The 12776-nt window shown below is 40.3% G+C and carries 14 protein-coding genes; 6 read left to right on the top strand and 8 right to left on the bottom strand.

Annotated features, from left to right (window positions below):
* Positions 1-67: 67 nt before the first annotated feature.
* The 8 genes from ACFE6N_RS06365 to ACFE6N_RS06330 form a co-directional block, all read right to left on the bottom strand.
* Positions 68-1015, bottom strand: coding sequence for a DUF5712 family protein (locus ACFE6N_RS06365; protein WP_378934874.1), 948 nt, complete (start codon positions 1013-1015; stop codon positions 68-70).
* Between the two features lies 1 nt (position 1016).
* Complete coding sequence (locus tag ACFE6N_RS06360) at positions 1017-1571, bottom strand: BfmA/BtgA family mobilization protein (protein ID WP_378934873.1); 555 nt, start codon at positions 1569-1571, stop codon at positions 1017-1019.
* Between the two features lie 220 nt (positions 1572-1791).
* Entirely contained in the window at positions 1792-1995 is a 204-nt protein-coding gene (locus tag ACFE6N_RS06355) for a hypothetical protein (protein WP_378934871.1), read from the bottom strand.
* Between the two features lie 95 nt (positions 1996-2090).
* Positions 2091-2360, bottom strand: coding sequence for a helix-turn-helix domain-containing protein (locus tag ACFE6N_RS06350; protein ID WP_378934869.1), 270 nt, complete (start codon positions 2358-2360; stop codon positions 2091-2093).
* A gap of 103 nt (positions 2361-2463) precedes the next feature.
* Positions 2464-3222, bottom strand: coding sequence for a hypothetical protein (locus ACFE6N_RS06345; RefSeq protein ID WP_378934867.1), 759 nt, complete (start codon positions 3220-3222; stop codon positions 2464-2466).
* A 285-nt stretch (positions 3223-3507) separates the two neighbouring features.
* Positions 3508-4275 (bottom strand): ImmA/IrrE family metallo-endopeptidase, encoded by a 768-nt coding sequence (locus tag ACFE6N_RS06340; RefSeq protein ID WP_378934865.1) that lies wholly within the window; start codon positions 4273-4275, stop codon positions 3508-3510.
* The gene (locus ACFE6N_RS06335; RefSeq protein WP_378934863.1) at positions 4268-4675 is read right to left on the bottom strand and encodes a hypothetical protein; all 408 of its coding nucleotides are present in this window, start codon (positions 4673-4675) and stop codon (positions 4268-4270) included. Before ACFE6N_RS06335 ends, ACFE6N_RS06340 begins: the two co-directional genes overlap by 8 nt.
* 3 nt (positions 4676-4678) lie before the next feature.
* The gene (locus ACFE6N_RS06330; RefSeq protein ID WP_378934862.1) at positions 4679-5269 is read right to left on the bottom strand and encodes a hypothetical protein; all 591 of its coding nucleotides are present in this window, start codon (positions 5267-5269) and stop codon (positions 4679-4681) included.
* Between the two features lie 140 nt (positions 5270-5409).
* Between ACFE6N_RS06330 and ACFE6N_RS06325 the strand changes: the two genes are divergently transcribed.
* From ACFE6N_RS06325 to ACFE6N_RS06300, 6 genes are all read left to right on the top strand, one after another.
* The gene (locus tag ACFE6N_RS06325) at positions 5410-6222 is read left to right on the top strand and encodes a hypothetical protein (RefSeq protein WP_378934860.1); all 813 of its coding nucleotides are present in this window, start codon (positions 5410-5412) and stop codon (positions 6220-6222) included.
* Positions 6216-7364, top strand: coding sequence for a nucleotidyltransferase (locus tag ACFE6N_RS06320; protein ID WP_378934858.1), 1149 nt, complete (start codon positions 6216-6218; stop codon positions 7362-7364). The genes ACFE6N_RS06325 and ACFE6N_RS06320 overlap by 7 nt, the downstream gene beginning before the upstream one ends.
* On the top strand, positions 7336-7764 hold the full coding sequence (locus ACFE6N_RS06315; protein WP_378934856.1) for a hypothetical protein: 429 nt from the start codon (positions 7336-7338) through the stop codon (positions 7762-7764). The genes ACFE6N_RS06320 and ACFE6N_RS06315 overlap by 29 nt, the downstream gene beginning before the upstream one ends.
* Before the next feature lie 979 nt (positions 7765-8743).
* Positions 8744-9868, top strand: coding sequence for a hypothetical protein (locus ACFE6N_RS06310; protein ID WP_378934854.1), 1125 nt, complete (start codon positions 8744-8746; stop codon positions 9866-9868).
* A complete protein-coding gene (locus tag ACFE6N_RS06305) occupies positions 9861-12149 on the top strand; it encodes a Mov34/MPN/PAD-1 family protein (protein ID WP_378934852.1) in 2289 nt (762 codons plus the stop codon). Before ACFE6N_RS06310 ends, ACFE6N_RS06305 begins: the two co-directional genes overlap by 8 nt.
* Entirely contained in the window at positions 12142-12771 is a 630-nt protein-coding gene (locus ACFE6N_RS06300; RefSeq protein WP_378934850.1) for a hypothetical protein, read from the top strand. Before ACFE6N_RS06305 ends, ACFE6N_RS06300 begins: the two co-directional genes overlap by 8 nt.
* Positions 12772-12776 lie beyond the last annotated feature (5 nt).

The raw sequence follows: 12776 nt of genomic DNA, 5'->3' as shown, positions 1-12776 counted from the left end.
TTCTATTTTTTCGCGGTAGTCTGAAGTTTGTCTCACGTACCTATTTTTTTTTCTGACAACAAGAAAGCTATCGTACTAATCCTTGATCTATCGAACGCTTTTTTCTTTTACGCTTTTTTGTTTTATTAGGATCTTGCAGAGCTGGTTCGAAAGTAGGTGCTAAGAGCAATTCAAAGATACTTGCATAGCTCGTTTTCGATATCATATCATTAAGGGTTGGGAATTCGCCATTTGTAATCTCATTGACCAAGTTGTTTTTCAAAAGCTTATTGCCAGTTACATTATTTAGAACGTCCAATTGCATTCTCTGTTCCAGACTTCCATTCTTTTGAATATTAGCATAGGCCATTTTATCTCTTAGCTGTCTATCAAAATTAAATGTCCTGTCAAACAGGTCTTCGCCACATTGTTTGAAGGCGACACGATTGAACTGTCCAAGCTTTCTTGAATGTTGCTCATTCCTGCCCCTAGAATTATTCATTGGACTGAGCTTGATACTGTTGGCTACATCCTTTCTACTGACTACGATCTGCACATGCAACTGGTTTCCTTCCTTCAGCTCGCCCCGTTTTTTGTTTCCATTTATGACCTCTTTATCCTTAAATCCGTAGTAGCGATGGTTTTCAACCTTTCCGAACCATAATAGGTCTTTAGCCGAGTTTACACCTTGGCGTTTAAAGTTTCGGGCATACTCATCCATCAAACGCTCGGCATAACATTTCAATTGCTCCCTGATGTCCGTTACTCCATATTTGTCCGCAAGATGCTTCAATTCCTTTTGGCTGGGACTGATATTGATCAGAAAGAATTTCGCATCGGCCTTTCCGAGTTTAGCAACATTTCCGTCTATGGCATGCCGAACCTCGTACCCCTCAAATGACCGCCCCTCATGATTGAACCAACGTTCTTGTTCCAATTTGTTTTCAATCCTGTTCTCCTTTTCCAGATAATGCACCAGTTCCCTGCTGCTACCTTTATTTTTCGCCGTTTTACTATCGGTAATATTGATGTACATATCAGAGCAGTTCTAATTCCTTACGTGCCTTATTTGCCAGTTCTTCCTTTTCCCTTGCGGAACTCATCAGGCCTAAACTTTCCCTATCCTTGATGTAGCGGTTTAGAATATTCATAGATTTTTGTTTTAGCATCGCTTTAGTGTCTGTCTTCTTTTCGATATAGCCAAGGGTTTCGTAAACTGACGAAAGCACTTTCATTTGGTTGACTTGGTTTGAAAGTACCTGTTCATTATAATTGAGCACTTGGTTGTTGAATGACAACACTATCTTCTTCAGTAATTCCACCATAGAAGTAGCATCTCTTTTGATTGGAATCAATAGATCCGCCTCCTGTGTCCTGATAAAACCGATATATTCCTTCTGTCCCTTAAGGATGGTATTTTTTAACAGCTCATCATTAAGATCTGTCGGATCTTTCTTGCTCCTGTAGAAATAATCTATCATCTGTGATAGTACCTGACGCTTAGATCGGCCTAACTTGATCGCTATCTTTCCAAACTTGATATCGTCACTGGTCGAGTACTTAACTGTTCTCAATGTCTCCTGCATATCCATATATCTCTATATCTATCAATCTTTGTTTAATGATATCCAGAACCCCGAGTGGAGTTCCTTTTTCGCACTTGAATGCTCTTTTAGAAAGGAGAAGAACCTTCGGAGGGTTCTTCAAACCCCATTTGCGCAGCAAATGGCAAGCAAACTAGGGCGCAGCCCAAGTTCCGCTTGCTCCTTTTCCGAAAGAAGGAAAAGGACTTTTCTGCAATGTGCATACCCCTCATGCTTCGCCGTTATTGTCTAACAAGGTAACCCGGCTGGCAAAGTTCGGATGGTACGACGGTTCGTATTCGATAAGGCCGTTTGCGATCAGCTCGTTCATGCATTTGTGATAGGTCGCATAAGAACGGATGGCCGAATGTTTCATCAGTTCGCGCCTTGATACCCGAAACGGGTTTTGGCGTGAAGCCCTGTCGTGGTACATGAGTATGGCCGAAAATAGGCTAAGGTGCGATTGACGGAAACGCTTGTTCCCGCTGGCAAGCTTCAGAAAGCTGGCCAGTTGTTCTGCCGTTCCCATTACGAATTTCTGATTTCGCCCAACAACTGTTCGATGTCTCCATGTGCATAGTAGAATATGCCGCCAATCTTTTCATAGGGAAGTATCCCTTTGATGCGCAGGTTCTGCAACGTTCCCGAAGAAATCTTCAATAGCTTCCTTACTTCCGAACTGCGAAGGAATTGCTTGTTAGTTACCGTTTCATTTGTTTTGATGGTCTGTTTAATCTCCTCAATAAGTTCGGACTTGAACCTGTGGAGTTCTTCTCTCGTTAACATCTCGATCTGCATAATGCCTCCGTTTTTAAGTTTACGGAAGCAAATTTGTGGCTGGAAAGGTTGGGGACAATGACCATCCGATCGGTCTGGTCATGTGCAGTAGCTAAATTACCTGCTATTTTTTGGCAAGGTATATTGGGATAACTTTGAAAAGCCGATGCTCTGGCTGGATAGCAGTACCTTTTATCGCAACGTCCCCTTTTTTGTCGACAAAGTAGTTTCGAGCGGTTTCGATGGGAATATCCTTACCGCCGTGTGAGAAATATTTGGCAATCATCTTAGCATACGGGATTTTGTGGTCGCTCTTTATAAGTTTCCTGCCCGAAGGAAGTTGCAGTTCTCGTAGTTGTTGAATAACATCAATGAAAGTTGGCAGATGGCCATCATCGATCAAGATCTTGAGTGAAACTTCGTATTCATTTAGTTCTGCCAGTTTAGCATTTAGTTTTTCAATCTCTTGTTTCTGATTCTGGATGAGTTCGTCTTTTTCGGCGATAACGATATTGGCAGGTCTCGCATTCCACTTATCTATGCTTGCAAGATATTTTTGGAACTGTTGGAGCTTTGCAAGGTTCTGCCTGTGCATGCCGTGGTTACTTGAAAAAGGATCTTGTATTTCAAAATGTTTAATCCTTATCTGGACGACCTGCCATACATGATGGAAAAAATCTTCTTCACTGGCTAAATTGTTGCCCAAAGTATATTTCAAATGGTAATCATAATAATTAGGGAACTCCTTTTCATCAATTCTATAGATTTTTAGAAGGAAATGGTTGTCATCATGGCTATGCCATAAGCCCATATATGTTCCTAGATCATACGGATGAGAGGAAAATGAAAAGGGTTTGCGCGGTTTGAAGTAACTAACTTTCATGAGCTATGAATCTTGAATAAACTAATTTAAGGTTTTTTCAAAAAATGCACATTTAACAAATTGCTGTATGTATCACTTGCTTCTTAGACTAAAGGATTATGAGTCTTCCACTCTATCCACCTGAATTTGGTCAAAAAAATTCGTTTCTGACTTACCAAAACAATTTACTGACTATTTTTAGAACCGCAAAATTTTGCTCCGTTACGTATTTGTTACGGTTTTTATTAAGAAATAAAATGGCACCCAAGATTATTTCAGATAAACCACGATAACTGTCAGTGTGTATTAAAATGTCCATAAGCAAGAAAGAATGCCATTCTCTGAAACTCTGTAACACTGCTCCCAAAGCTTCCATTGTGACTTGAACTTGATCTGAAAATCCTCGGGAAACCATTCTATTGCATCCACCTTTTCAGGCGTATCAGCTGAAGTGCCGTGATAAAAAAGATCTCCCGCTACAGAATATACGGGCACCTTGCTTCCATAAGGCAAATATTCAAATGGAAATCCAGGTGTATGCTGTTTCCATTTCACCAATCCATCTTCAATAAAAACAATCATAACGGGGAAGTCGCCAAGTAATCTGTATCGTAAAAATGTAGTTGTCAACGAAACATTAAAGTATTGTGCAAGGTCTTGAATAAGGCTGATACTTAATCGATGACCTCCTGCCTTTTGCTTGAACAGCGATGAAGGCATCAGTAGTTCAGCAGCAAAATCATTAGCCTGCTGTTCTTGGGAGCCATTCTTATACCAATCGGAAAGCGTTTTCTCGGTATCTGAAAATAATGGGGTCAATCCATTATGGAGACATAGATGACCGATCTCATGTGCTGTAACCCAATTTCGTTTCGCTTCGTAGGAAATATTAGAATCAACCGTAATAATCGCGCTCTCTTTATTCATCAGAATCCGGCCGCTGGAACCGGTTAAAGGGCTGTACTTTATTATACCATCCAATGAAAAAGCTATTTCTTCCAAACTTAAGTCCCCGGGTTGAAGCCATCCGAGATCATTTAATAGTTTTTGTGCTGTTAGAGGGGGACTAATCATCAGATGTAGTTTCGTCAGTGCGTTCTTTCAAAATTGACATAAACTGCAACATTTCCTGATCTTCAAGTATTGCTTCTTCATCTTTTTTAGATAACTCTGTAAATTTGTTAAACATGGGAATCAGGTTAGCTTGTTCATTAATACTGAACATTTTTTTAAATTCCTCAATACCCTGCTCCTTTAGCTTTTTTAGCTGATCAAGCGCATCAGCGTATCTTGCTTTCGTAGCTTCTGCTTTTAATTTAGCAGTAAGCTGCCTGATTTTTACCAAATGATTGTTTATTTGAAGGTCAGGTTTTTGCTCCAGCTCCAAAAGAATCTCTTGATCCTCACGATGATAGTTGATTTCCAACATCAATCCGTAGAGGTTATTCAGTATTTGCTTTGAGTTTGTTGACATCATTTAGGATTGCTGTGATTTTCTCACTTTGTTAATTAGTTTTTCTTTTAGTTTGTCGAATTGCTTAGGTGACTTACCCAACAACTCCGCTATGTCTGCCCTTTTCATGCCCTCACAGACTGCCTCGTAAATAATTTCAAGTTCTGTATCACCCCGTGCTGCATCTTGCAAAGCTTCAGCCTGTTCTTTGAATTTTTGCTCTTCATCTGGTTCAAAGTGGTCATCTTCGATGACGTAGAATTCATCTGTAATATCATCACGGTATGTTATTCTTAACGCCTCCGCTTTTTTGGTAGTATATTTTTCAACCTGCTTGGTGACCGCACTGTCTATCGCCCTTATCATCTGCTCCAATAAACTATATTGCTGTTTCCACTCCCAAGCACCTTCCAGTAATTTTGTATAAGCCATACCTAAATAAAATTCAACAGGATCACTACCGACTGTAGATGCCGCATGCGCTCCGGTCGAAGTCTTTTGCTTTAATCTTATACGGATATGTTTCTTGCATTTATAAAGCACTACTTTCCATTCAGCTTGAGTGACTGATGAGAATCTTTTGTAATTATTACTGTAATAAGGTCCGAGCATCATAAAGGTTATAACCGGTTAATTTAATTTTTACCCCATTGGGGGAGTTTTTAAAATTTCCGGTTATATCAAATACAGAGAGCTTCTAATAAACTGGCTTCTAAAAACATGGTAAGTTAATTATAAAAAATAAGAGAGTAAATATGAATTTAAAAGGTACAATAAGTTTTTTCATTGGAGTCGCTGGTTTTATAGCCTGCCTCTTCCTACTGCCAGGCGATGTACGCTCTACAATTTCAAAAATTGCTTTAGGTTTTGTGCTTGGAGGAGTGATTGATTTTGTAGTGTACCTGGTCGAAAACAGGAAACACTGGAATCTCTTTAAGACGAAAATCTTTAAAGCCTCAAAGCCAGTTAGGGTAACGGTAGCATATCTTTTCAGAATTGAAGTTAATGGCAAATACGTTCTCATAAAGCGGCATAAAAAGGACAAGATAGGATATCAACCAGTTGGAGGGGCATTTAAATATTTCAAAGAGGAAAACAGAGAACTGTTCGATAAACTTGGTGTTGAGCCATGCGACTATGTGCCTCGGGACGAGGATACCGACCAGGATTTACGTATCCGCTTGAAAAAGAGAAAACACCTTATATCATTCATCAAATGGTTTGAGAGCCGAAAAAACAGGGAGATGGACCCGTGGAGAGAATTCTATGAAGAGTTAATAGAACCCGGATTGTTACCCGCATCGGAATTTAAACATGTTAAGTATGTTTTTATTGGTAAGCATACAGAAGGCATTATACAATCGCCCGTATTCCCAATTGATGAATTTAGGTATGCAGAAATTTATGAGCTAAGGCCAGAAACTGATGTCCAAAAGGCTGCAATTGCCAACCTGATTAATAAACATGATGAAATTGTCTTTGTAAGCCCAGACGAAATTAGAAAAGGCTCCACAAATAATGGTTTTAGCATACTTCCTCACACATTTAAAATTTTACCTAAATGCTAAATTTAAACGATAAAAAAGCACAGATAGATGACATTCTGGATAGAATGGCCGAAGGTCTTCAACTTGGTGATGCACGATATGACCGAATGAAGCAGCACTATGAAGCAGTTAAAAACTGGATAGAAAAAGACGAGAAGTTTTTTAAGCCTTTCAACTACGAAGTATATCCACATGGCTCAGTTAGAATTTTAACTACAGTGAAGCCAATTGGAAGTGATGAGTTTGATCTGGACATCGCGCTTCATCTCAAAACAAATCATGCGGCACATACACCACAAAAGATTTATCAGGAACTTAAACGGAGATTAATGGAGCACGAAACCTATAAAGGGATGCTTGAGACAAAGAAGAGGTGTTTAAGGTTAAATTACTCTGGCGATTTCCACATGGATGTATTGCCGGGCATTCAAGAATATGAATGGGATGAAGACCGTCTATGCGTACCTGATAGAGAACTCGGCACTTGGGTAAGTAGTAATCCGAGAGGTTACGCTAAATGGTTTATTGATAGAGCGAACACTGTAAAGGTGAGTTTGCTGGAAAAAGCTATACGTGCCGAAAACCTCCCCGCCGATAATTTTAGGTTTAAAAAGCCCTTGCAGCGTGCGGTTCAACTCATAAAAAGGTACAGAGATATATACTTTCAGGACGATGATACCTATAAGACTTCCAGCATCATACTAACCACAATTGCGGGAATTTACTACACTGGTCAAGAGAGTATTTTTGATACTGTTGAGGGTATCATCAATCAGATTCAAAGTAATGTTTCAAGACTGCCGCATAGAATTAAGATATTAAATCCAGTGAATGCCCAGGAAGACTTTACAGATAAGTGGGACTCAGAGCCTGCATACTATGAAGCATTCAAGGCATTTGCTGTACATCTATACAATGAATGGCAGGAACTGAAACGTGAAAATGGTGTATTAAATGAAGGGCGAATCTTAAAAGGGCTTTTCGGAGAGGATAACTTCATCAATGCACAACGAGCTCAAACTGAACTTTTGGAGAGTTACCGCAATCGTAGGGATTTAGGTGTAAACAGGGAGACTGGAAATTTTGTCAAAGCTAGTACAGCTGCAAGTACCGCGATTAAGACCAATACATTTTATGGTGAAAAGAAAGTTTTTCGGAAATAAACTATTGATTGCCAAATCTCTAAAACAACAGGCCCAGGCCATCCAACGTAGATGGCCTGGGTTTACAGTGACTTTGAATGGTGGAATTTTAACTGCGACTGGTCAGCTACGCCCTACGGCAAGAAGCCGAGCCTATGAAGTGCAAATAAGTTATAAGCTAAAAAAAAATCCTGATATAATACTACTTAACCCGAAAATTGAGTGCAATTTTAAAGGAGAAATGCCTGAACACCTTTACTCGCAGGAAAGGCTGTGCTTATTTCGTCCAATTTATGGAGAGTTTAAGTTCAGTGATTTCCTTAGCGAAACGATCCTGCCTTGGATAGCATTATGGCTATATCATTATGAGGTATGGCACTTGACCGGAGACTGGCTGGGTGGAGGGGAACACCCTAATTAAAGTTTAACGTTTTTTTAAAAAAATATTATGGCATTAGAAGTAACGAAAGTCATTAGCGCAGTTAAAAACCACCTGAATACTTTGATGCATCTTTCCCCTTTACAGTCAAATATTCCGCAATTTTATATCACTTTATTTCATAGGTTGTTGTTTTTCTCGCCTGATAAAAAGTTATTGCAATTTTCCTTCCTAAGTAAACTGCTGAAGCCATTGAGGCGATAAACTAAAATCCAGAGATAGAAAACAGGAATTTATGTCAGTAAACTTCTTGCTGTGTAGGTTTTGATTTGAATAAAACCGTAAAAAGCAAATGAAAATTACGGGAACCCGTAAAGTACTTTGGAAATCAAACATATAAAACTTTAATTCGAAAAGTAATTACTATTATTTGTAGCTAATTAAAAATAAAACTAAATAAAATGGCAGAGTACATTGAAAAATTGAGAGCGAATCTGATAAAAACAAGACACAATGTCATATTAAGAGATAAGTTTATTAACAAAACCCTTTCACAGCATCTTTTACGGTTTATGGCACAATTATGAACGCAGGTAATCTGATTTGTTCTTTAAAACGAGAAGCCCATAAGGAGTAGTGATCCTTATAGGCTTATAGTAAGTCATTAGTTTCAGGAAGCGGCTAATCACCGTTGGCTTACCAATATGACTGTGTTCTTTTATATAAGGCGCAAAAGTATAAAAAGTTTGGTTTTTTCTTAAAAGGAATCAAAAAGTTTAAGGCTTTACATATCATATCTTGAAAAACCTGAAGCCGGAGTAGCACTTCCTGACCCGAAATAGAATGGAAGCAAAGTTGATTTTGCAAAATTAAAACTAGACTATGCAAGAACAATTACTTTCGGATGCGATGCACCGATCAGGAGCGGTTAGACCACCAAACTCCCCAACTCTTATTGCGAAAGCCTGCAATAAGTATGTCCATTATGTGAACCCTTCAGTGAGAAAAGGAGGAAGTAAAAATGGCTAACCAATCTATTAAAGTTTATCCTGTAGGCAATGGAGACACCTCCTTGATTAGCCTTTCTGGAAACCAGAACATGATGATCGATTGCAAAATCGATAACGATGCGCCGACTAACAAAGACAAGTTTGATGTTAAGGCAGATTTAGTGGCCAACCTTCCTAAAGACAGCGAAGGCAGGCACCACTTGGATGTGTTTATCTTAACCCATCCCGACAATGACCACTGTGCTGGGTTTAAAGATACCTTTTTCTGCGATGATCCTGCAAACTACGACAAGGATGCCAAAGACCGCAATGCTATCATAATTGATGAATTGTGGTTCAGCAATACTCTTTTTGACCGTTTTACCGATCCATTGTCCGAAGCAGCAAAAAACTTTAAAAAAGAAGCTAAGCGTAGGAAGGAACTGTTTAAGAATAGTCCTGAAAAAGCTAAGCTTCCTGGCAACAGAATCATCCTTATCGACTTTAAGGATGAATGCAAAGACGATGGCTTTGAGAGCATTATCGTTGAGCCTGGAACATCAACCAATATGTTCAACCAGGTTGAAAAAACTGACTTTTCACTGTTCATCCATGGCCCATTCAAAACGCCGACTGCAGATAGCCAGCCCCGTAATGAAACGAGCGTTATTATGCAGCTTAGGTTCGGATCGGCAAACGATGAAATGGCCGCCCTTGCTTTTTTTGCTGGAGATGCCGACTACAACCGTTTTCAACGTCTTTTGGACGAACGTGATGACGAAAGCATTCAATGGGACCTGTTTTTGGCCCCTCACCACTGCTCTTGGACCTACTTCAATATGACCCCATACGAGGATTTTCCAGAACCACAGGATTCGGCAATAGAATTTCTTCAACGCCAAAGGGGTGCAGGAATGATAGTAGCCTCTTCAAAAGAAATTATTGACGACGAGGATAATCCTCCGCATTACCCTGCCAAACAAGAATATATAGGGCAAATCGACGAGGATGATTTCTATAGTACCGGAGATGATCCGTTGACACCTTTAATTTTCGAAGCCGGAAACAATGGCTTTAGTAAAAAGGATTATGTCGCCAAGGCGAATCTTGTAAGTGCTATTAGTGGCGTAACTGAAAAAGCAAAAACCTATGGGTAATTTTTCCGATGGGCTCAAACTACTTAGTCCTCAGGATGAAGCCAAGCTGCCAGTCGAGATTTTAGGCAGCTTGGCTTTGCTTAGAAAAAATTATCCGGCCTCAAGGGCGAGAGCTTTTGAAGGGTTGGATGAATTTTTCATAGCTATGGACCTTGAAATCAGAAGGCCTAATCGAGCGATTTTGTACCATAAAAAAGAGCCGGTGCTGATCAAGCTCGATATAAAAAGATACCCATTTGTTGCTCCAGCTCCCTATACGGACAGGCTCGACTTTCCTGCGGAGAATACGCCACATATCAACCCGACCAGGCAGGACCGGCCGTATTCACTATGTCTATTTAGGGGGGATTCTTCGGACTGGTTTTCACAACATACTATCCTTGATTTCGTTGAAAGACTTAGGACATGGATGCAGGACGCTGCCGAAGGCAATCTTAACAAACTCGAAGACGACTTCGAGATGACTAGGGTTGATCAAGACCAGCATGTGATATTTTTTCCAGAAAAAGATGCTGTAGATATCATTAACGCAAAGTGGAAAGAAAATAGCGGTTGTCAGGGAATGGTAATCGGAAATTTTGCGATGGCCAAAGAAAATGCACCAGAGGATGCCGGACAGAAAGAAATAGTTTGGCTTGTCAGGCTTTTTCAAGAGGAAGTCGGCGATCTGACAAAGGCGAGCGTGATAACCAAGCCCAACCAAGTAGCTGGCCTAATCGTATTTTCAAATACCGATACGGTAGACAGTCGGTACGTGACTCGGTTACCGCACAACCTGGAATCTCTAATCGTTTGGGCAAACGATCGTGAAATCAACCTGCAAAATATGCTAGCAAAGTTCGCAGCTTCACACCTTGAAATGGGGAGAATGTTTCCAATAGTCTTTGCAATTAAACGCCCAAGAAAGGTAATCAACCATCTGACCGACCTTGAGTTTCTTTCATTTACAGTTATACCTGCCTATGACGAAGATACACAAGTTCTTCTTTTGTCGTCGTCTGTAGTCAGTGCTGCGCTTTATAGAAAGAACAGTATTCCGCTTGCCCAATATCTCTCGGGATATCCATTAGGAGAAAGTTATAGCGAAGTGCATTATATTGGACTTGGCGCGGTTGGTTCAAAGATTGCAATGCATTTCTCCAGAGCCGGCCTGATTCCCAAAACATTGATCGACCCGGATTATTCGCTGCCACACAACAACATACGAAACGCGCTGATCAACTATCCTGGTGGCAAAAAGATAGACAAGCTTGATTTAGATATCAGACAACTTTATTTGAACAATATAGACAACGCATTTGGCATCAAAAAAATCCCAAATACGGTTTTAAATGCACTGATAGAAGACCCAGAATTATTTTCTGATAAGTCAAGGTTGATAATTGACAGCACTGCATCCTATGGAGTCGAGAACCTTTTAACCCATAGGCTTAAAATAGACGGCTCTAGGTATGCAAGGATAGAAATGGCTGACAAGGGCAACATCGGCTTTCTTCGGGTAGAAGGGCTTCAACGAAACCCCCGTATGGATGACCTCATGATCGAGGTCTATTACCTGGCTATCACAGACGAAAAGTTGTCGGCTTGGTTAAAGGAAAATCAGTTGGCCAGGGCAAGTTATTCCTTGATCGATGAGATATATTTGGGTTTAAACTGCAGCTCAGATACCTTGATTATGCCCGACGATAAGGTTTCCCTTCATACAGCCGCAGCCAGCCTGGGACTGAGAAACTTTAATCAGTCTCCACACCACAATGGGCTTCTTCAAATTACGAAGGTCTCAGATGCCCCGCTAGCTTCCATAGGTACAGAGGCCTTGTCTGTCCAACCAGTTGTTATCGTTAAGGCCGATAACCAGCCAGAATGGCAGCTCCGATTGCGCCATTCACTCCACGAACATCTGATCAATGAACTGAACGAAAACCGGCCCAATGAAACAGGAGGTATTTTTATCGGAAGAGTAGATAAAGTCAATAAGATCATCCATGTTGCCGATATTATAAACGCGCCATCTGACAGCACGAAATCGCCGTACATGTTCACTAGGGGCATCGAAGGGCTTAGCGAAAAAGTAAAGGAAATTCGTGAGAAAACTGGCGACATGCTAGAATACGTTGGAGAATGGCATACACATCCAACAGGAAGTGCAAGCCTAAGCGGAACAGACAAACACGCAATTTCAGAAATCCGAAAAATATTGGATCCCATACATTATCCAACCTGCGTCACAGTGATTAACGGAACAAAAATTCACCCATATATCTTTACCAAATATGAGTAACGAACCAGACCTAAAATCTAAGAATACTTTTATACTGTGGGTATTTTTTAGTTTCAATATAGCTATGCTGGCATCGTTTTTCTTTGCAGAAAACATTGATGTCATCCTCTCGGATTTTAAATCCATTTTGACGATAAGAACTTCAGGAGTGCTTATTGCCCCGTTGATACTTTTCATTGTAAATGGTCTGCTCACACCAGAAATCAAAGCCACATTAGTATTTTGGAAAGTAAAAAATGCGCTTCCTGGTTGCAGGTCTTTCAGCGTCTTGGCAAAAAAAGACAATAGGATCGACATGGACCGCCTATCTGAGTTGTATAATCCGCTTCCAACGCTTCCTCAACACCAGAATAAATTATGGTACAAAATATACAAGCTAAACAGAGGTGATCAGGCAATCCAGTCAAGTCATCGTAGGTTCCTACTTGGCAGGGATTTAACTGCAATGGCCTTCCTGTTCCTTGTATGTAGTGGCCTGCCCTTTCTGGTGCTCGGCGATAGCAATATCAGTTTATTTTACATTTTATGTTTAGTCTTTTTATACATGTTGCTGGTTTTAGCGACGAGAAATTACGGAAACCGTTTTGTAACCAACGTACTTGCGATAGAATCGATAAAATAGCGGCG

Source organism: Pedobacter sp. BG31 (genome assembly GCF_042464845.1).
GTDB lineage: Bacteria > Bacteroidota > Bacteroidia > Sphingobacteriales > Sphingobacteriaceae > Pedobacter > Pedobacter suwonensis.
The sequence above is the reverse complement of the archived record's forward strand: the minus strand, read 5'-3'. Positions and strand labels throughout refer to the sequence as shown.

Coding starts and splice junctions, on each gene's coding strand:
- ACFE6N_RS06365 (WP_378934874.1), bottom strand. CDS start 1,015: ATGTACATCAATATTACCGATAGTAAAACGGCGAAAAATAAAGGTAGC.
- ACFE6N_RS06360 (WP_378934873.1), bottom strand. CDS start 1,571: ATGGATATGCAGGAGACATTGAGAACAGTTAAGTACTCGACCAGTGAC.
- ACFE6N_RS06355 (WP_378934871.1), bottom strand. CDS start 1,995: ATGTACCACGACAGGGCTTCACGCCAAAACCCGTTTCGGGTATCAAGG.
- ACFE6N_RS06350 (WP_378934869.1), bottom strand. CDS start 2,360: ATGCAGATCGAGATGTTAACGAGAGAAGAACTCCACAGGTTCAAGTCC.
- ACFE6N_RS06345 (WP_378934867.1), bottom strand. CDS start 3,222: ATGAAAGTTAGTTACTTCAAACCGCGCAAACCCTTTTCATTTTCCTCT.
- ACFE6N_RS06340 (WP_378934865.1), bottom strand. CDS start 4,275: ATGATTAGTCCCCCTCTAACAGCACAAAAACTATTAAATGATCTCGGA.
- ACFE6N_RS06335 (WP_378934863.1), bottom strand. CDS start 4,675: ATGTCAACAAACTCAAAGCAAATACTGAATAACCTCTACGGATTGATG.
- ACFE6N_RS06330 (WP_378934862.1), bottom strand. CDS start 5,269: ATGATGCTCGGACCTTATTACAGTAATAATTACAAAAGATTCTCATCA.
- ACFE6N_RS06325 (WP_378934860.1), top strand. CDS start 5,410: ATGAATTTAAAAGGTACAATAAGTTTTTTCATTGGAGTCGCTGGTTTT.
- ACFE6N_RS06320 (WP_378934858.1), top strand. CDS start 6,216: ATGCTAAATTTAAACGATAAAAAAGCACAGATAGATGACATTCTGGAT.
- ACFE6N_RS06315 (WP_378934856.1), top strand. CDS start 7,336: ATGGTGAAAAGAAAGTTTTTCGGAAATAAACTATTGATTGCCAAATCT.
- ACFE6N_RS06310 (WP_378934854.1), top strand. CDS start 8,744: ATGGCTAACCAATCTATTAAAGTTTATCCTGTAGGCAATGGAGACACC.
- ACFE6N_RS06305 (WP_378934852.1), top strand. CDS start 9,861: ATGGGTAATTTTTCCGATGGGCTCAAACTACTTAGTCCTCAGGATGAA.
- ACFE6N_RS06300 (WP_378934850.1), top strand. CDS start 12,142: ATGAGTAACGAACCAGACCTAAAATCTAAGAATACTTTTATACTGTGG.